An 18,218-nucleotide genomic window follows, 5' to 3' on the forward strand; every position below is an offset into this window, starting at 1 on the left:
ATCCAGACCTCCGATACCGGACTTGGCGAAGATGCATCGCCCCACGCTGTGGGCGGCCGCCGGCCTCGTCGTCCTGCTCATGCTGCTCGGCCTCCTCTCGCTCCTGGTCGGGTCCGGTTCGACACCGACGGGCCGCGCCTGGGACTTCCTCACCGGGGACCCCTCCGCGCGGGCCGACGCCCAGATCCGGCTCGCCGTGATGGACGTACGCCTTCCACGTACGCTCGCCGGCGTCCTGGTCGGTGTCGCGCTCGGCGCCGCGGGCTGCCTCCTCCAGGCCGTCACCCGCAATCCGCTCGCCGAGACGGGCCTCCTCGGGGTCAACTCGGGTGCGGCACTCGGCGTCGTGATCGGCCTGACGTACTTCCAAGTGACCTCGGCGTACGGCGTGTTGGTGTGGGCCCTGGTCGGCGGCATGGCCGCCAGCGCGGTGGTCCTCCTGCTCGCCGCGTCCGGTAGGGCCGCGGGCTCGCCGCTGCGGCTCGTCCTCGCCGGATCGGCGCTCGGCGCGACCTTCCACGGCATGACGTCGTACGTCCTCCTCGGCGAGCAGGCCACCTTCGACACCTACCGCTACTGGACCATCGGTTCGCTGGCCGGCATCAAGACCTCCGAGACGTACCCCCTGATCCCGCTGATCGCGGTCGGGCTCCTGATCGCCTTCTGCTGCGTACGCCCGCTGTCCGCGCTCGCGCTCGGCGACGACAGCGCACGTTCCCTCGGCCACCACCCGGGGCGGATCCGGCTGACCGTCGCGGCGGCGGTGACCCTCCTCGCCGGTTCGGCGGTCGCGCTCGCCGGGCCCATCGCCTTCCTCGGCCTGCTCGCCCCGTACGCGGCGCGCGCCGTCACCGGGCCCCGGATGGCGGGCCAGTTGGTACTCTCCGCGCTGGTCGCGGCGAACGTGATGATCGCCGCCGACCTCCTCGCCAGGATCGTGATCCGCCCTTGGGAGACCCCCGTGAGCGTGCTGCTCGCCTTCATCGGCGGCCCGTTGCTGATCTGGATCGCACGGTCGAAGCGGATGTCCACGGCGGGGGTCGCCGCGTGAGTACGCACGAGATACCGGAGGCCGGGACTCCGGAGGCTTCGGAGGCTTTGAACGCCTCGAACGCCTCGAAGACCTCCGAGGCGGATCAGGTCGACGTCACCCCGCCCGACTCCACCGCAGTCCGCGTCGGGACCTTCTCCTGGCTCTTCCCCTACCGCAGCGCCTTCGCCGCCGTCGGCCTCACCCTGGTCATCGGCGTGGTCGTCTCGCTCGCCACCTTCGCCAGCTCCACCGGCATGAGCTTCTCCGACAGCCTCTCCGGACTGCTCGGAACCGGGGATTTCGCCACCGTCATGCTGGTGCAGGACTTCCGGCTCCCGCGCATCGTCGTGGGCCTCATGGTCGGCGCCGCGCTCGGCATCGCCGGGTGCCTGACCCAGACCCTCGCGGGCAACCGGCTCGCCACCCCCGACATCATCGGCGTCAACGAAGGCGCCACCGCGGCCGTCGTCGCCTCCGTCGTCGGCTCGTCCACCGGGATGATCGGCGACTGGTGGCTCGGGCCGCTCGGCGCCGCCGCCGCGGCCATGGTCGTCGTCGCCTGCGCGGGCGGCGCGGGCAGCGGGGGCTACCGCATCCTCGTCGTCGGCATCGGCGTCTCCACCGTCATCGGCGCCGTCACCGACCTCGTCATGTCCCGCGAGAACGACAACACCGCGGGCGGCGTATTCCTCTGGACCGTCGGCTCGCTCAGCGGCCGTGACTGGAGTGTGGGCACACCCCTCTCGCTCATCCTGCTCGTCCTCGTCCCGCTCTCCCTCGTCGCCGGCAGCCGCCTCCAACTCCTGCGCTTCGACGACGACATGGCGGCCACCCTCGGCGTCAACGTCCGCCGCGTCCGCGCGGTGACCCTCGCGCTCGCCGTCGCCCTGTCCGGCGTGGCCGTCGGCATCGGAGGACCGATCGCCTTCGTCGCGCTCGCCGCGCCCGTCGTCGCCTCCCGGCTCAGCGGCCCGACCCGGGTCCCGATCATCGGCTCGGCCCTGGTCGGCGCGGCCCTCGTGGGCGCCGCCGACGCGCTCGGCCGCGTCGTCGCCCCCGTGGAGATCCCGGTGGGCGTCATCACCAGCGTCCTCGGCGGACCCTTCCTCCTCTGGGTCCTCTTCGGCAAGAACTCCGAGCAGACCGGAAAGGCCTGACCCCGTGCAACTGACCGTCGAGGCGCTCACCTCCGGCTACCCCGGCCACACGGCCGCCGTGGACGGCGTCGACCTGACCATCCCCAGCGGACAGGTCGCCGCCATCGTCGGCCCGAACGGCTGCGGAAAGTCGACGCTCCTTCGCTCCATCTCCCGGCTGCACAAGCCGAGTTCGGGCACGGTGCGCGCGGGTGACGAGGACGTGTGGGGGCTCACCCAGCGCCGCGCGGCCCACCGCATCGCGCTGCTCGCCCAGTCCCCGCAGGCCCCCGAGGCGGTCACGGTCGCCGGGCTCGTCCGCTACGGCCGCCATCCCCACCAGGGGCTTTTTCGCCAGTGGTCGCGCGAGGACGAGACCGCCGTGCGCGGCGCACTCGAAGCCACCGGCACCACGGACCTCGCCACGCGCCGCCTCGACCACCTGTCCGGCGGTCAGCGTCAGCGGTGCTGGCTCGCGATGGTCCTGGCCCAGGAGACACCGATCGTCCTCCTGGACGAACCGACCAGCGCCCTGGACCTCGGGCACGCCGTCGAAGTCCTGTCCCTGGTACGGGAGGTGGCCGCCGCGGGCCGCACGGTCGTCATGGTCCTGCACGACCTCGCCAGCGCCGCTCGCTACGCCGACACCGTCATCGCCATGAACGCGGGCAAGGTCGTCGCGAACGGCCCGGCCCGCGATGTGGTCACCGCCGAGCTGGTCAAGGAGCTGTACGGGATCGACGCGGACATCCTCCAGGCGCCGGGCGACGGCTCCCCGGTGGTCGTACCGACGATGACCGCGAAGACGCCCCCGACGGTGGTCAAACCCGGCTGACGGCGAAGTCCGCGGCCGTCCACGCCAGCCCCACGGCCCCGTCGACCATGGCCTGCTCGGCGGCCGGAGTGGCTGCCGCGGCGGCGAACTCCGGCTGGTGCGGGCCGCAGCCGCCCCCGCTGATGTCGAGAACGGGGTGGATGGACGGCACGACGTGCGAGACGTTGCCCATGTCCGTGGAGGCGAAGGGCCCGCGCCGCTGCGGTTGTGGCCGGCCCAGGGCGCGCGCGTTCGCCTCCCACAGCGCGACGAGACCGGCGTCCGACCGGAAGTCGAGATAGTCGGGCGCGGGCTGCTCCAGATCCACCGTGCACCCGGCCGCGAGCGCCCCCGCCCGGAAGCAGTCCGCCACCCGCTCCCGCAACTCGCGAAGCTCGTCCACCGACGGCGTCCGCAGCGCGTACGCGGCGCTCGCCCGCTCGGGAATCGCGTTGAGCGCGGTCCCGGCCCCGGTGGTGATGCCGTGCACCTTCCACTCTCCGGGCAACTGCTGCCGAAGCAGCCCCAGGGCCACCTGCGCCACGGTCAGCGCGTCGGCAGCGTTGCGCCCGTCCTGCGGATTGAGCGCGGCATGCGCGGACTTGCCCGTGTACTCCACCGACAGTGCCCCCATCGCGTACGAATGGAAGTCGGCCACCTCGAACGGGCACGGGTGCACCATCATCGCCGCGTCGACCCCCTCGAAGGCCCCCGCGTCGAGCAGCAACGCCTTCCCGGCCCCGCTCTCCTCCGCGGGAGTCCCCAACACGCGTACGGTCAGGCCCAGTTGATCGACCACCGGAGCGAGACCGAGGGCGGCCCCCACGCCCGCCGCCGCGATCAGATTGTGCCCGCAGGCATGCCCCATGCCGGGCAGCGCGTCGTACTCGCAGGTGAGCGCGACGGTCACGGGCCCGGATCCGAGGGTCGCCTCGAAGGCGGTTTCGAGCCCATAAGCCGGGGCGGTCACCGCGAACCCGTGCCCCCGCAGCACGTCCGCACACCACCCGGCGGCCCGCCGCTCCTCGAAGGCGATCTCCGGATGGCCGTGGATCCGCCGACTGAGCCCGACGAGCTCGCCCCGCACCTCGCCGATCCGAGCCCGGATCTCCTCCTTGACCTGGTCCGCGCCACCCGCCACGTCGTCTCCTCGCCACCGCCGCCGACACCCCGACACCCTGCGCCGACAGCTTACGGTCGGCCGCCCGCCGGGCCGGACCGGCGTCAGATCGGCAGCAGACGCCCGATCAGCGCGCTGAGCTGCCGCGCGTTGCGGCACTCGTACATCTCCACGAACTCGGCGTAGGTGCCTGCCGCCGAGTCGCCCGTCTGCCACTGGGCGCGGCGCTCCGGGTTGAGCCAGTACGTCTGGCGTGCGCGCGATGCGATGGTGCGCAGGGCGGGGACGTTCGGGTCGCTCATGTTCGTGCGGGCGTCTCCGAGCACGAAGACCGTGGAGCGCGGAGTCACCGCTTCGCTGTAGCGCTCGGCGAACTCGCCCAGGGCCGAGCCGTAGTCACTGCTGCCGTGGTAGCCGGTGACCGCCGCTCCCGAGATGATGCGACCGCCCAGGCCCTCGGGATCGGCCGTGCCGCGCGCGATCAGGTCGGTCACCTCGTCGACGCGGTTGACGAAGGCGAAGACCCGCACCTTGCTGAACTGGTCGTGCAGCGCCTGGACGAGCAGCATCGTGAAATTGGCGAACCCCGCCACCGAGCCGGACACGTCGCACAGGAGGACCAGCTCGGGGCGTGCGGGGCGGCGCCGCTTGAGGACCGGGCGCATCGGGATGCCGCCCGTCGAGAGGGAGCCGCGCAGTGTTCTGCGCAGATCGATGTGGCCGCGTGCGGCACGGCGGCGGCGGGCGGCGAGGCGCGTCGCCAGTTTGCGGGCCAGTGGCTGGACCGTTCTGCGCAGTTCGTCGAGCTGCGCGCGGCCCGCGACGAGGAAGTCGACCCGGTCGGCGCTCGTGGCGACGGCCCGCCGGGCGATCTGGTCCGCGCCGCGCCGTTCGGCGATCCGGCGGCGCGCTTCGGTGCGTACCTGGTCGCGGAAGCCGTCGATGCGGCGGCGGATCTCGTCGGCGGTGAGGCGGTCGGCGAACTCGCCGTCCGCCGTGCCCTCGCGGATTCCGGCCAGGATGCGGGCCAGCAGGGTCTCCGGGCGCAGCCGGGACAGCGTCTGGTGCGACGACCACCCGTCCGAACCGCCGGAGCCGCCCGATCCCTGCGATCCCTCCGAGCCGCCCGATCCTCCTGACCCGCCCGAACCCGGCCGCGTTCCGTACCCGCCCATGCCGTCCACCGCCTCGGCCGCCAACTGGGCCAGCAGGGCTTGGTCATTGGCGGCCAGTGCGGCGGCCAGGCGCTCGCGCAGGTCGTCCCTGTCGAACTCCCGCCCGGGGCGGTCCAGCGTCCGGGGGCCGCCGACCCCGCGCGGGAAGTACAGGTCGAAGACCGGGTCGAAGACGGGGCGCTGTCCCTCGCTGTGCAGCAGAGCGGCGGCCAGGCCCTCCCGCACCCGCTCGCGGTCGCTCAGGCCCAGGGCGAGCAGCGCCTGCCCTGCGTCCACCGTCTCACCCGTACCGATCCGCATGCCGTGCGAGCGCAGCGCTTGGACGAGCGCGGTGAGCCGCTCGGGGACCCCGGCCTCCGGCGCCGGGGTCACACGGCGTCCAGGTCCAGCTTGGCCGCCGCCTTCAGGACGTCGTCCTGGTGCTTGAGGACGACGCCGAGAGTGTCGCGTACGACGTCCTCGTCGAGGGAGTGGGCGCCGAGGGCGAGGAGGGTGCGGGCCCAGTCGATGGTCTCCGCGACCGACGGAGCCTTCCGCAGATCCATCGCACGCAGTGCGCCGACCACGCGGACGACGGACTGTGCGAGCGCCTCGTCGAGTCCGGGCACCTTCAGGCGCACGATGCTGCGCTCCAACTCCTCGTCGGGGAAGCCGATGTGGAGGAAGAGACAGCGCCTGCGCAGGGCCTCGGAGAGCTCGCGGCTCGCGTTGGACGTGAGGACGGTGAAGGGGCGGCGCGTCGCGGTGATCGTGCCCAGCTCGGGGACCGTGACCTGGAAGTCGCTGAGGACTTCGAGGAGCAGTCCCTCCACCTCGGCGTCCGCCTTGTCGGTCTCGTCGATCAGGAGCACCTTCGGATCGCTGCCGCGGATGGCGGTGAGCAGCGGGCGCGGCAGCAGGAACTCCTCGCTGAAGATGTCCGTGCGCGTCTCGTCCCACGTCTCGTCGCGGCCCGCGGTGATCCGCAGGAGCTGCTTGGCGTGGTTCCACTCGTAGAGCGCGCGGGACTCGTCCACACCCTCGTAGCACTGGAGCCGGACCAGACGCGCGTCCGCGACCTCGGCGACGGCCTTGGCGAGCTCGGTCTTGCCGACGCCCGCGGGACCCTCCACGAGCAGCGGCTTGCCCAGCCGGTCGGCCAGGAAGACGGTGGTGGCGACCCCCGTCGAGGCCAGATAGCCCGTCTCGGCGAGCCGCGTGGCGACATCGTCCACGGATGAGAAGAGCAACGGGGCCTCCGGCTTGAGCGTGTGCGATGCGAAACGAGACGAAACGTGACGAGACGAGACGTTGATCGCGAGTCGGGCGTGGCGTGCGTGGCGTGCGTCGATCAGTAGGTCGGCCGGTGCGTCGGGCGGCGCGTCGGCCAGTACGGCTTCCGCCACTTGATCAGTCCCTCGGGCCGCGGCACAACGGGGGCGCCGCGTTTGCGTCGAACGTCACGTGAGGGCGTCGGCACCCGCCGCGGGCTGCTGAGTCCAGTTCCGAGACCCACCGGGATCCGTGGTCGCTTCTCGTATCCTTGGCGCATGAGGCGGACCTCCTTTGCCGACTGGCCCTGCTCCATCGCCCGCACCATGGACCTGCTGGGCGACTGGTGGACCCCGCTCGTGCTGCGCGAGGCGTTCTACGGGATCAAGCGGTTCGACGCCTTCCAGCAGGAGCTGGGCATCGCGCGCAACACCCTGACCGACCGGCTGCGCCGCCTGGTCGACGAGGGCCTCCTGGAGAAGCGCGCCTACCAGAGCGAGCCGGTGCGCTACGACTACGTGCTGACCGAGAAGGGCCGCGACTTCTTCGGCGTGCTCGCCGTGATGAACACCTGGGGCAACCGCTGGCTGAGCGGCGAGGAGGGCGCACCGGTCGTCTTCGAGCACGACCGCTGCGGGCACGAGGCCGCCGCCGAGGTGGTCTGCGGCCACTGCAAGGAGCCGATGTCGGCCGCGGACACCCGTCCGCGCCTCGGCCCCGGCTACCCCGCGCGGCTCGCCGAGCGGCCGGACGTCCGGGACCGCTTCAACCGCTGAACCCCTGTCCCGCTGCCGGGGGATTCACCCTTGACGAGTGAGTCTATCTACGCAACTCTCGTGGTCAGCGGCTACGAATTTGGCTACGACGAGTTGGGCTACGACGAGTTCGGCTACAGAGAGGCGAACCACGATGGAGTGGACAGGCGCGCGCTACGCGGACGGACCGACGGCCGAGGTGCGCACACGAATCGCCGCGTCACCGGAACGCGTGTGGGAGCTCGTCTCCGACATCGGCCTGATGCCCACGCTGAGCGAGGAGCTGCGGTCGGTGGAGTGGCTGGACGGGGCGAGCCGGCCCGCGCTCGGCGCGCGGTTCGTCGGCCGCAGCGAGCACGCGTCGTTCGGAGCGTGGGAGACCACCTCGTACGTCGTGGAGTGCGCGGCCCCGCGCGTGTTCGCCTGGGCCGTCGAGGACCCCGAACGGCCCAGCGCCCTGTGGCGGTTCAGCCTGACGGCGGCCGACGACGGCGAGACCGAGCTGACCCAGTGGATGCGGATGGGGCCGGGCCGCTCGGGTCTGTCGTTCGCCATCGACCGGATGCCCGAGAAGGAGCAGAAGATCGTGTACGTACGGATGCGGGAGTTCGAGCAGAACATGACGGCCACGCTGGACGCGATCAGGAAGCTGGCCGAGGGTTCCGCCCGCGGAGAGGCGGACGCGTGATGCGCACCTCGACGACCATCGAGGCGTCCGGGGCGAACTGGCGCGAGAGCGTCGACTTCGTCACCGAGGCCGAGAAGCTGGGCATGGACATCTGCTGGGTCGCCGAGGCCTGGGGCTCCGAAGCGCCTTCCCCGCTCGGCTACTTGGCCGCGCGCACGGACCGCATGCTGCTCGGCTCCGGCATCATCCAGCTCGCGACCCGGACCCCGGCGGCCATCGCCCGAGCGGCGATCACCCTTTCGAACATCTCCGAAGGGCGCTTCATCCTCGGGCTCGGCCCCTCGGGACCGCAGGTGATCGAAGGCCTGCACGGAGTGCCGTTCGCGCGGCCGCTCACCCGGATGCGGGAGACCGTGGAGATCGTCCGCCAGGCGGCCACGGGGGAGAAGATCTCGTACGCGGGGCGGGAGTTCACCCTCCCGCTGCCCGGCGGCGAGGCGAAGCCCATGCGTCTGTCCATGCGCGCCGAGCACGAGCTGCCCATCTACCTGGCCACCCTCTCGCCCAAGATGCTGCGCCTGACCGGCGAGATCGCCGACGGCTGGCTGGGTACCAGCTTCGTCCCCGAGGGCGCCAAGGAGGCCTACTTCGACCACCTCGACGCGGGCCTGACCGCCTCCGGACGCGCCCGCGGCGACCTGAACATCTGCCAGGGCGCGGAGGTGGCCTTCGCCGACGACGAGGACGCGCTGCGCACGATGGTCGCGAGCCGCAAGAGTGAACTCGCCTTCAGCCTGGGCGGCATGGGCTCCGCCACCACCAACTACTACAACAACGCCTACAGCAGGCAGGGTTGGGCCGACACCGCGGCGGAGGTCCGCGCCCGCTGGCAGTCCGGCGACCGGGACGGCGCCGCGGCCCTGATCACCGACGACATGGTCCTCGCCACCACCCTCATCGGCACCGAGGACATGGTCCGCGAGCGGCTGAGGGTGTGGCGCGACGCGGGCGTGGACACCGTCCGCTTCTACCCGGCGGGCGAGAGCCTGGACGCGCGGCTCACGACGCTGGGCCGGGCCATCGAGCTGGTCCGGGAGGTGGAGAGCTAGAGGTGGAGAGCCAGGGGGATGGGGGCAGCGGCGGGCGGGCCCTACGGCAGCCCGGCCACAACGGCAGCCCGGCCACTACGGCAGCTCGGCCGCCGTCAAGCGCCACAGTGACGTGACCTCGGCCGCGCGTGCCGCGTGCAGCGGATCCGTGGCGTCGGACGCCCGGGGATGCTGCGGCCGGGCGTCGAGGCGGCCCGCGACGTGCAGGCCCGCCGCCGCGATGGCCGACCGGAGCTCGTCGGGTGCGCGCAGGCCCAGATGCTCGGCCAGGTCCGACATGATCAGCCAGCCTTCGCCGCCCGGCAGCAGATGCGCGGTGAGACCCGTCAGGAAGGCGTGGAGCATGGCGCCCTTGGGGTCGTAGACGCCCTGCTCCAGCGCCGAGTTCGGCTTCGCCGGAAGCCAGGGCGGGTTGCATACGACGAGGGCGGCGCGGTCCGGCGGGAAGAGTGCGCCGCCGGTGGTGATCTCCACCTGGTCGCTCAGGCCGAGGCGGCTCACGTTGGCGCGGGCGCAGGCCACCGCGCGCGGGTTGTTGTCGGTGGCCACGACACGGCGGACGCCCCGGCGGGCCAGGACCGCGGCGAGGACGCCGGTTCCGGTGCCGAGGTCGTAGGCCGGTGCGCCGAGCGAGAGCGGCTGGGGCAGCGGTGCCTGCGCGACCAGGTCGACGTACTCGCCCCTGACCGGCGAGAACACGCCGTAGTGCGGGTGGATCCGGCCGTCGAGCGCGGGGATGTCCACGCCCTTGGTGCGCCACTGGTGCGCGCCGAGCACACCGAGCAGCTCCCGCAGCGAGACCACCGACGGGGTCGGCCGGGGCGGGCCGTAGGCCTCGTCGCAGGCGGCCCGGACGTCCGGCGCCCTGCGCAGGGCGAGCGTGTGGTCCGCGGCCAGCGGCACCAGGAGCTTGCCGAGCACGCGGGCCCGGTGGCCGCTGGCGCGGCGCTGGAGGTGGAAGGCGGCCGTCGGCGTGGGGGCCGCCGCCTGCGCTTTGCCGTCGACCCGGCGGCCCATCGCCTGGAGCAGCTGGTTCGCCTGGTGGTAGTCGCCCTGCCACAGCAGGGCGGTGCCTTCGCAGGCCAGACGGTGGGCGGTGGACGCGTTCATGCGGTCGTCGGCCGGGACGACACGGCGGGGCGCCGGCATCCCGGACTCGGAGTGCCAGCGGGCGGTGTGCTCGGTGTCGCCGTCGACCCAGCGGATCTCGGACTCCGCAGGCACCACAGGCATCTCGGACATACATACTCCTCAGGGAGTGAACGTGCGGGGGCACGAAAAGCACTTCGACGAGGAGCGGAAGCGGTCGGCTCAGGACGGGCGGCGCGGCTCCCGCGTCGAAGTGCGGGAGGCGTCGCCGAGTACCGGGCCGGGCACCGTGCCGAGCGTCATGACGGACTCCTAGAGGATATAGGCCGCGAGGAAGACCGAATGTCCCCGATGGGCGGGCGGCCGGGCCGTCGATTTATCGGCCCCCGGAAGCATCACCCCCACCAGTTCTGACCAGCGCACCCGATGATCGACAACTACCTTTCGGGCAGGGCCTGTTGGCTCCGGGGATCTCTTGATCTAACCTGATAGCCGCCTGAGGGGGAGACGAATGAGTGGAAGCGTCGAGCACACCCGGGACAGCAAACGGCCGGCGCCGCCCGGCAAGGGGGAGCGGGTCGCCGACTGGGCGGACGGCCGCCTCGGCATCAATACGCTGGCCAAGAGCCAAATGCGCAAGATCTTTCCCGACCACTGGTCGTTCATGTTCGGGGAGATATGCCTTTACAGCTTTCTGATCCTGATCCTCACCGGTGTCTATCTGACGCTCTTCTTCGAGCCGAGCGGTTCCGAAGTCATCTACGACGGTGTCTACACGCCGCTCAAGGGCATCCAGATGACCCGGGCTTTCGAGTCCACGGTGGACATCAGCATGGAAGTGCGCGGCGGTCTGCTGATCCGGCAGATCCACCACTGGGCCGCGATCGTCTTCGTCGCCGCCATGCTCGTGCACATGATGCGGGTGTTCTTCACCGGCGCCTTCCGCAAGCCGCGTGAGGTCAACTGGCTGTTCGGCTGGACGCTGCTGTTCCTCGGGATCATCACCGGCCTGACCGGGTACTCGCTCCCCGACGACCTGCTCTCGGGCACCGGCATCCGCTTCGCGCAGGGTGCGATCCTGTCCGTGCCGGTCGTGGGGACGTATCTCTCGTTCTTCCTCTTCGGGGGAGAGTTCCCGGGGGACGCCATCATTCCGCGGCTCTTCAGCGTCCATGTCCTGCTGTTGCCGGGGATCATGCTGGGGCTCGTCGTCGCCCACCTGATCCTGGTCTTCTACCACAAGCACACCCAGTTCGCCGGGCCAGGAAAGACCGAGAAGAACGTGGTCGGGGCGCCTTTCATGCCCATCTACATCGCCAAGGCGGGCGGCTTCTTCTTCCTCGTCTTCGGTGTCCTCGCGATCATGGGCGCGGTCGCCACCATCAACCCCGTGTGGGTGATCGGGCCCTATCGCCCGGATCTGGTTTCCACGGGCGCTCAACCCGACTGGTATCTGGGCTTCTCCGAAGGTCTGATCCGGGTGATGCCCAGCTGGGAGATCAATGCCTGGGGCCATACGCTCGAACTGGGCGTCTTCATTCCGTTCTCGCTCTTCCCCTTGATCCTGGCGGCCATCGCCGTCTATCCGTTCATCGAGGCCTGGGTCACCGGCGACAAACGCGAGCACCACATCGCGGACCGGCCGCGCAATGCCCCGGTGCGGACCGGGCTCGGCGTGGCATGGCTGACGCTGTTCGCCGTGCTGATGGTCGGCGGCGGCAACGACATATGGGCCACGCACTTCCATCTCTCCATCAACGCGATCACGTGGTTCGTGCGCGTCGCCTGCTTCGTCGGTCCTGCGCTCGCCTTCTTCATCACGCACCGGTGGTGCATGGGGCTGCAGCTGCGCGACCGCGAGAAGGCGCTGCACGGCCGGGAGAGCGGCACGATCAAACGGCTGCCTCACGGTGAGTACGTGGAGGTCCATGTGCCCCTCTCGCGCGGCGAGTTGTACACCCTGACGGCGCACGAGCAGCCCAAGCCGTACGAGATCGGCCCGACGGTCGACGCACAGGGCGTGGTACGCAAGGTGAGCCGCGGCGAGCGGGTGCGGGCACGCCTGGGCCGGGCCATGTACGGGCCGTCGGCGCAGGTGCCCAAGGCGACGCCCGAGGAGTATCTGGAGATCCAGCAGGGCGGCGGGGACTCGCACCACTGAGCCGCCGCACCGACCCGCACCGGCGAGCGCGCACGGGCCGCCTCTTTCACGCAACGGAAGTCGCGTGAGAGAGGCGGCTCACGCGCGCCGGAGGAACGTGATCACGCCACGCTGCTCCAGCGCTGCGGTTAGCCTCACAGAGTGACACAAGTACCGAAGAAGACTGCGAAGTTGTACGCCATCAGCGACCTGCACGTCGCGTACGACGACAACCGGAAGTTCCTCGAGTCCCTGCGCCCGGAGACCGACGAGGACTGGCTGATCGTGGCGGGGGACACCGCCGAGCGGATGGCCGACATCGAATGGGCGATGCGCACGTTGACCGAGCGGTTCGCCAAAGTGGTGTGGACGCCGGGCAACCACGAACTGTGGACGCCCCGCGACGACCCGATCCAGCTGCGCGGCGAGGCCCGCTACCGCCATCTCGTGGAACTGTGCCGCTCCTTGGGCGCCGCGACCCCCGAAGACCCCTACCCGGTGTGGCGCGGCGAGGGCGGCCCGGTCACCGTGGCCCCGCTGTTCCTGCTCTACGACTACACGTTCCGCCCCCAGGGCACGTACGCGAAGCGGGACGCGCTGGAGGCGGCGCACGAGGCGGGCGTCGTCTGCACCGACGAGATACTCCTGCACCCGGATCCCTACCTGGGCCGCGACGACTGGTGCCGCGCCCGCGTGGCGGTCACCGAGGAGATGCTCGCCCGGCGGACGCCCGGCCTGCCCACGGTCCTCATCAACCACTGGCCGCTGGTGCGCGACCCCACCCGGATCCTGCACTACCCGGAGTTCGCCCTGTGGTGCGGCACGGAGCTGACCGCCGACTGGCACGTGAAGTACGAAGCGGCGGCCGTCGTCTACGGCCATCTGCACATCCCCCGCACCACCTGGCACGACGGCGTCCGCTTCCAGGAGGTCTCGGTCGGCTACCCGCGTGAGTGGCGCCGCGACCGCCACCCCGACCCGCGGCTCCGCCAGATCCTGCCGGAGCCGCGCGAGGCCGGATAGCGGGGCCAGGACCCTCAGCCCGCCCGGGGCGCGTCGAGGCGGACGGCGAGATCGACCAGGTCGGCGAGGCGCAGCGTCCGGCCCGGCTCGGCGGAGCCAGGGAGCGGCACGTGCAGGGGAGCGGTCCAGCGGGCGGGGACGGCGGCGAGTCCGTGGCGGGCACCGGCAAGGGCGCCGGTGACCGCGGCCACGGTGTCCGTGTCGCCGCCCAGATCGACGGCGGCCCGCACCGCGTCCTCGTACGAAGACGTGGCGCGCAGCGCCCAGACCGCCGAGCCGAGGCAGGGCCAGACCGCGCCGTTGAACTCGGTGGCGTTGTCGGGGTGCCAGTAGGGCGCCAGGGTGAGCGCGTACCGGTCGCGGTGGTCGGGGTGGACCAGGGCCAGCATCTCGGGGAGGTGGTCCAGCGGATCGGCGCCCTCCAGCGTCAGCCGCAGCAGCTCGTGGAAGAGCGCGGTGCCCTCCCAGGCGGCGCGGTCGCCGTGGGTGAGGGCCGCGATGCCGCGGGCCGCGTCCATCGTGGCCGCCCGGCCTTCGCGGGCGAAATAGAGGGCCGCCGTGGTGGCGCGCATCAGTGAACCGTTGCCCGCGGCACGCGTGTTGACCTGGAAGTGGATCTGGGCGGCGAGGTTCCACGGCAGGCCGTTCGTCAGGACGTCCTCCGTCTGGAGGCCGATGTCCTTGGGCTCGGCCGCCGCCCACCGCTGGAACCTGCCGAAGATGTCCGGCAGGTCGAGACCCGCGTACGCGAGCAGCGAGTCGGCGACGTGCACGGCCATCTGCGTGTCGTCCGTCGCCTCCCCGGCGTCCCAGCCGGCGCCGCCGCACATCTCCCCGCCCCCGCCGGGGTCGGGGAAGCGCGCGGAGAAGTCACCCGCGAGCCCGAACTCGAAGGGCGCCCCCAGCGCGTCCCCCACCGCGGAACCGACGAGGGCGCCCGCGGCCCGCTGGGCCCGGTCAGGTTCGAGACTCATGGGGGCAGGTTAACCAACCCCGCTCTGCCTCCATCTGGAGATCGGCGGCGAGACCGAACTCCCTGAGCCAGTCCGGGCGTACGGCCGCCATGCCGAATCCCGAGGGGGCCCGCAGCGGACCGTGCGACAGGTACTCCTCGCGGTAGCGGTGGCAGTCGCGATGCCAGACGTAGATGCCCGCCATCCAGTTCTCCAGCTCGCGCACATAGCCGTCGAGGATGTCCCGCGTCTCCTGCGGCAGCGCGAAGTCGTCGTACAGGACCGGGAGTTCATGGGCCACGACGTGCTGGAACTGACTCAGCCGCGACTTCATCAGGTCGTCGATGATGCCCAGCGCCGTCGGATAGTCGCAGCCGAAGAAGTTCTGGACGACGAGGATGCCGTTGTGGACCTCGCCCTCGTACTCGATCTCCTTCTGGTACGAGAAGACGTCGTTCATCAGGGCCGAGTAGTCGCCCGCCGCGTTCTCCAGGTTCCGCATCGGCCCCGTCCGGTAGATCTCCTGCGGCACCTGGGGGCCGTGGCCCAGGCGGCACAGGCTCATCGTGAGGGGGCAGCCGAAGGTCAGGCGGCGCATCTCGATGTAGTCGACGGGGTCGGGGATGCGGTTCTGCGCCTGGTTGTCCAGCTCCCAGAGCCAGCTCGCCGTCATGACCTCGTTGGCGGTGCGCAGGGTGCGGCGCGCCTCCTCGTCCATCGGGGCCGCGGTGCGCCGCCACAGGTCGGCGAGGCCCCGCTCCAGGGCGTTCGCGGGCACCGGCATGTCGGCGAGGTCCAGCGGCATGAAGAGCGAGAGCCGCTCGTTGCAGAGCTTGGCTCCCGCGAGGTCGCGGGGCCTGCCGAAGACCACGGGGAAGTAGTCGTCCCCGTACGTCCCCCAGGTGAGCCACTGCGAGCCCAGGTCGAGGGCTTCGAGGTCCGCGTCCGGGTGGATGCCCGCCGCGCAGAGCACGAAGTCGTAGCCGTCCAGCTTGTGCGCGTCCCAGATGTCCGAACCCGGCACCCCCGCCTGGGGTCCGAGCATGCCCATCCGGTCCGCCCACTCCACGGTGCGGGGGCGCGCCGCCTCCAGGTGGGGCGAGAGCCGTGCCTCGTACGGCAGGTCGAAGTCGGGGAGCCGGGACGGCCCCACCCGCTGGAAGGGGACGTGGGTGTAGCCGCGCAGCCGCTCCGCGCCCGTGGCGGCGATCAGCGCCTTGATCCCGGCGGCCGACGTGCCCGGACCCGTGGGTCCCGCGAGCGGCGAGGACGCGGCGCCGCCTTTGTTCATGTAGCGGCTGGACACCATGTGCCACTCGTGCCCGCCGGACTGCCAGTCCTGGAGCCCCTTGGTGTACGCGAGCACGTCCGCGCACTCCTTCGGGGGCAGCCCGGTCTCGGCGAAGAGGGGGGCCAGTTCGGTCAGCGCCGTGTGCTCGAACTGCTGCATCCGCGAGGTCAGGAGGTCGTTCACGGCGTCCGCCGCCTCCTGCGTGGTGCAGTCGAGGAACTTCTCCAAAACCAGGACGCCGTTGGAGAGTTCGCCCTCGTCCTCGATCTCCCGCTGGTAGGAGAAGAGGTCGTTGCGCAGATGGACGGCGTCGGAGAACGTCTCCTTGAGGACGCGCAACGGCCTGGAAGCGGCGACGGCCGGGGGGACCTCCGCGCCCGTCGCGTACTCGACGAGCCCCGCCGACCAGGGCGCGCCGCCCACCTTGCGGCGCATCTCGATGTACTCCACGGGGTTGGCGATCCGGCCCTCGTTGATGTTCGAGAGCTCCCACAGGGATTCGTTGAGGAGGTTCTCCGTGCTCTCGGCGAACCGCGTCCGCCAGTCCTTGGACATGAAGGGCACGGTGCGCGCCCACAGGTCCGCGAGGCCCGCCTCGACCGGATTCGTCGGCTCCGGAACGGGCGAGGTCATGTCCATCGGCATGAAGGCGGGCAAGCGGTCGAGATACGCCTTGCCGCCTTCCCGGTCCTGCGTCCGTTTGAACAGTTCGAGGAAGTGGTCGTCGAAGAAGAACACCCACACGTACCAGTCGGTGACCAGGGACAACGCGGGGCTGTCACAATCGGGATGGGTGTAGGCGCACAGCAGCGCGTAGTCGTGGGCGTCCAGGTCGCGCTGTTCCCAGACGCCCGACCCCTCCAGCATCCCCATGCCGCGCGCCCACTTCCTGGAGTGCTCCCGCGCCTCTTCCACATGGGGGTTGAGACCCGCGGGATGCGCCAGGTAGAAGCTGGGCAGTTCGAAGGGCTGCGACATACGGTGTTCTCCTCGCGCGGTGGCGTAAGTGCAGCGGAGCACTACCCGCGTGGGGGTGACCGATGCGGAGATGCCCGTAGCGTCACACCATCGCGTGATCCGCGGAGTTCAAACCGGGGTGAGCGGTCAGCGCACCGGCGCGCCGGGACCGAGCGGGATGCCCAGCGCCCACCAGGCGAGGAACAGCAGCGTCCAGGCCGCGGTCATCGCGACCGCGAGCGGCAGCGTGTACGAGGCGAGGGTGCCGAGCCCCGCCGACTTGCGGTAGCGCTGCAGGAAACCGAGCGCCATCACGAAGTACGGGCTCATGGGCGTGATGGCCGTCGAGCCGGAGTCGGCGATGCGGAAGAGCGCCTGCGTGGTCTCGGCAGGGACGTCCACGAGCATCAGCATCGGTACGAGGACGGGGGCGGCCAGGGCCCACATCGCGGACCCGCTGGTGACCATGACGTTCACGACCGTCAGGAGCAGCAGGATGAGCAGGAAGACGACGACGATGGGCAGTTGGCTGTGTTCGAGCGTCTCGGCCGCCTTGACGGCGAGGAAGTCGCCGATGTGCGTCCAGTCGAAGTAGGCGAGGAACTGGGCGATCGCGAAGAACAGGACGAGCACCGGAGCCATCTGCTTGACGCCGTCGACCATCAGCTTCGGCACGTCGCCGGGCTTGCGGATCGACCCGGAGCGGGCTCCGTGGACGATGCCGACGAGCGCGAAGAGGAACGCGACGATCGCCGCGATCCCGTCCAGGAGCGGTGACTCGACGAGGCTTCCGCCGTCGCCGCGCAGGGGCGAGGCGGCCGGGACGACGGCCGCGGTGAGGGCGGCGACGGCCAGCAGGAAGGTGAGGCCCGCCCGGCGCAGGGCCGAGCGCTCCCGGTCGCTGAGGCGGAGCCCGTCGATGTCGTCGAGGTCCGCGTCCGGATCGGCGTCGAGGTCGGGCCGCTTGCTCAGGACGAAGCGGGTCACGAGGGTGATGACGGTGGCGAGCAGGAGCGAGGAGGCGATGTTGAAGAACCAGTTGCTCAGCGGCGAGACGTACGCGTCGTCGCCGCCCGCGATCTTCGCGGCGGTCGTGGTGATCCCGGCGAAGATGGCGTCGTTCGGCGTCGGCACGGGACTCGCGTCGTAGCCGGACGCGATGGCGGTGTAGGCGACGACGATGCCGAGGACGGGGGAGCGGCCGACGGCACGGAACGCGAGCCCGCCGAGCGGTACGAGGATGACGTAGGCGGCGGCCGACGCGACGTGCGCCACCGTGCCCGCGAAGGCGACCGCGAAGACCACCCAGGAGGCGGGCACCCGGGAGACGCCGACCTTCATCAACGCGGCCAGGAATCCGCTGCGTTCGGCGACCGCGACGCCCATGATGACCACCACGATGGTCGCCATCGGCGGGAACGCGGCGAAGTTCTCGACCATCGTCGAGACGGCCATGGCGAGCCCGTCGCCACTGAGCAGGCTCTGCACGGCGACGCTCTTGCCGTCGCCGGGCGCGATGACGGAGACGTCGAACCCGGCGAGCACCGCGCTGATCACGGCGAGGACGCCGGAGAGGATCCAGAACAGCCAGAAGGGGTGCGGCAGCGCGTTCCCGGCGCGTTCGACGACGGCCATCGCGCGGATGATGCGGGGAAGCGGGGGCCCGTCGGGTGGTGGGGGTGGCGCGTCCGGCAGGGCGGGGGTCGGGGAAGACATGGCGGCTCCGCGGGGAAGGGTGGGGAGG

16 protein-coding genes are annotated in these 18,218 nt (G+C 71.2%); 9 read left to right on the forward strand and 7 right to left on the reverse strand.

Translation table 11 applies throughout. The features are described 5' to 3' along the window. The first annotated feature begins 31 nt into the window (after window positions 1-31). Genes ACFUPX_RS01635 through ACFUPX_RS01645 form a run of 3 tightly spaced genes read left to right on the forward strand, consistent with a single transcriptional unit; the run spans window position 32 to window position 3,004 of the window. Window positions 32-1,051 (forward strand): FecCD family ABC transporter permease, encoded by a 1,020-nt coding sequence (locus tag ACFUPX_RS01635; protein WP_383314823.1) that lies wholly within the window; start codon window positions 32-34, stop codon window positions 1,049-1,051. Between the two features lie 47 nt (window positions 1,052-1,098). Further along, window positions 1,099-2,190, forward strand: coding sequence for a FecCD family ABC transporter permease (locus ACFUPX_RS01640; protein WP_383314826.1), 1,092 nt, complete (start codon window positions 1,099-1,101; stop codon window positions 2,188-2,190). 4 nt (window positions 2,191-2,194) lie between these two features. Continuing rightward, window positions 2,195-3,004, forward strand: coding sequence for an ABC transporter ATP-binding protein (locus ACFUPX_RS01645; protein ID WP_383314044.1), 810 nt, complete (start codon window positions 2,195-2,197; stop codon window positions 3,002-3,004). Here the strand turns inward: ACFUPX_RS01645 and ACFUPX_RS01650 are convergent. The 3 genes from ACFUPX_RS01650 to ACFUPX_RS01660 form a co-directional block, all read right to left on the reverse strand. Next, window positions 2,991-4,091: a M20 family metallopeptidase gene (locus tag ACFUPX_RS01650; RefSeq protein WP_383314829.1), complete on the reverse strand. Its 1,101-nt coding sequence runs from the start codon at window positions 4,089-4,091 to the stop codon at window positions 2,991-2,993. The genes ACFUPX_RS01645 and ACFUPX_RS01650 overlap by 14 nt on opposite strands. A 116-nt stretch (window positions 4,092-4,207) precedes the next feature. Further along, window positions 4,208-5,578, reverse strand: a complete 1,371-nt coding sequence (locus tag ACFUPX_RS01655) for a VWA domain-containing protein (protein ID WP_383314832.1) — start codon at window positions 5,576-5,578, stop codon at window positions 4,208-4,210. Window positions 5,579-5,646: 68 nt separating this feature from the next. After that, window positions 5,647-6,507 (reverse strand): AAA family ATPase, encoded by an 861-nt coding sequence (locus ACFUPX_RS01660; protein ID WP_383314835.1) that lies wholly within the window; start codon window positions 6,505-6,507, stop codon window positions 5,647-5,649. Between the two features lie 300 nt (window positions 6,508-6,807). Here ACFUPX_RS01660 and ACFUPX_RS01665 point away from each other — a divergent pair, with 300 nt between their 5' ends. The 3 genes from ACFUPX_RS01665 (at window position 6,808) to ACFUPX_RS01675 (ending at window position 9,021) form a co-directional block, all read left to right on the forward strand. Beyond that, window positions 6,808-7,305 carry a winged helix-turn-helix transcriptional regulator gene (locus ACFUPX_RS01665; RefSeq protein WP_383314046.1) on the forward strand — a complete coding sequence of 166 codons (498 nt, stop codon included), beginning with the start codon at window positions 6,808-6,810 and terminating at the stop codon, window positions 7,303-7,305. Window positions 7,306-7,438: 133 nt separating this feature from the next. Further along, window positions 7,439-7,972: an SRPBCC family protein gene (locus ACFUPX_RS01670; RefSeq protein WP_383314049.1), complete on the forward strand. Its 534-nt coding sequence runs from the start codon at window positions 7,439-7,441 to the stop codon at window positions 7,970-7,972. Further along, complete coding sequence (locus ACFUPX_RS01675; protein ID WP_383314052.1) at window positions 7,972-9,021, forward strand: LLM class flavin-dependent oxidoreductase; 1,050 nt, start codon at window positions 7,972-7,974, stop codon at window positions 9,019-9,021. Before ACFUPX_RS01670 ends, ACFUPX_RS01675 begins: the two co-directional genes overlap by 1 nt. Before the next feature lie 75 nt (window positions 9,022-9,096). Here the strand turns inward: ACFUPX_RS01675 and ACFUPX_RS01680 are convergent, their stop codons facing one another. Beyond that, on the reverse strand, window positions 9,097-10,254 hold the full coding sequence (locus ACFUPX_RS01680) for a methyltransferase (RefSeq protein ID WP_383314838.1): 1,158 nt from the start codon (window positions 10,252-10,254) through the stop codon (window positions 9,097-9,099). A gap of 31 nt (window positions 10,255-10,285) precedes the next feature. Between ACFUPX_RS01680 and ACFUPX_RS01685 the strand changes: the two genes are divergently transcribed. From ACFUPX_RS01685 to ACFUPX_RS01695, 3 genes are all read left to right on the forward strand, one after another. Then, on the forward strand, window positions 10,286-10,426 hold the full coding sequence (locus ACFUPX_RS01685) for a hypothetical protein (RefSeq protein WP_383314055.1): 141 nt from the start codon (window positions 10,286-10,288) through the stop codon (window positions 10,424-10,426). Between the two features lie 195 nt (window positions 10,427-10,621). Beyond that, window positions 10,622-12,271 carry a cytochrome bc complex cytochrome b subunit gene (locus tag ACFUPX_RS01690; protein WP_383314060.1) on the forward strand — a complete coding sequence of 550 codons (1,650 nt, stop codon included), beginning with the start codon at window positions 10,622-10,624 and terminating at the stop codon, window positions 12,269-12,271. 141 nt (window positions 12,272-12,412) lie between these two features. Then, a complete protein-coding gene (locus ACFUPX_RS01695) occupies window positions 12,413-13,273 on the forward strand; it encodes a metallophosphoesterase family protein (RefSeq protein WP_383314063.1) in 861 nt (286 codons plus the stop codon). A gap of 14 nt (window positions 13,274-13,287) precedes the next feature. Here ACFUPX_RS01695 and ACFUPX_RS01700 read toward each other — a convergent pair whose 3' ends face one another. The 3 genes from ACFUPX_RS01700 to ACFUPX_RS01710 form a co-directional block, all read right to left on the reverse strand. Beyond that, a complete protein-coding gene (locus tag ACFUPX_RS01700) occupies window positions 13,288-14,247 on the reverse strand; it encodes an ADP-ribosylglycohydrolase family protein (protein WP_383314066.1) in 960 nt (319 codons plus the stop codon). After that, on the reverse strand, window positions 14,231-16,495 hold the full coding sequence (locus ACFUPX_RS01705; RefSeq protein WP_383314069.1) for a germacradienol/geosmin synthase: 2,265 nt from the start codon (window positions 16,493-16,495) through the stop codon (window positions 14,231-14,233). The genes ACFUPX_RS01700 and ACFUPX_RS01705 overlap by 17 nt, the downstream gene beginning before the upstream one ends. 126 nt (window positions 16,496-16,621) lie before the next feature. Beyond that, window positions 16,622-18,190: an AbgT family transporter gene (locus tag ACFUPX_RS01710; protein ID WP_383314072.1), complete on the reverse strand. Its 1,569-nt coding sequence runs from the start codon at window positions 18,188-18,190 to the stop codon at window positions 16,622-16,624. Window positions 18,191-18,218: the final 28 nt, after the last annotated feature.

This window comes from Streptomyces sp. NPDC057302, from assembly GCF_042667685.1.
Taxonomy (GTDB): Bacteria; Actinomycetota; Actinomycetes; order Streptomycetales; family Streptomycetaceae; genus Streptomyces.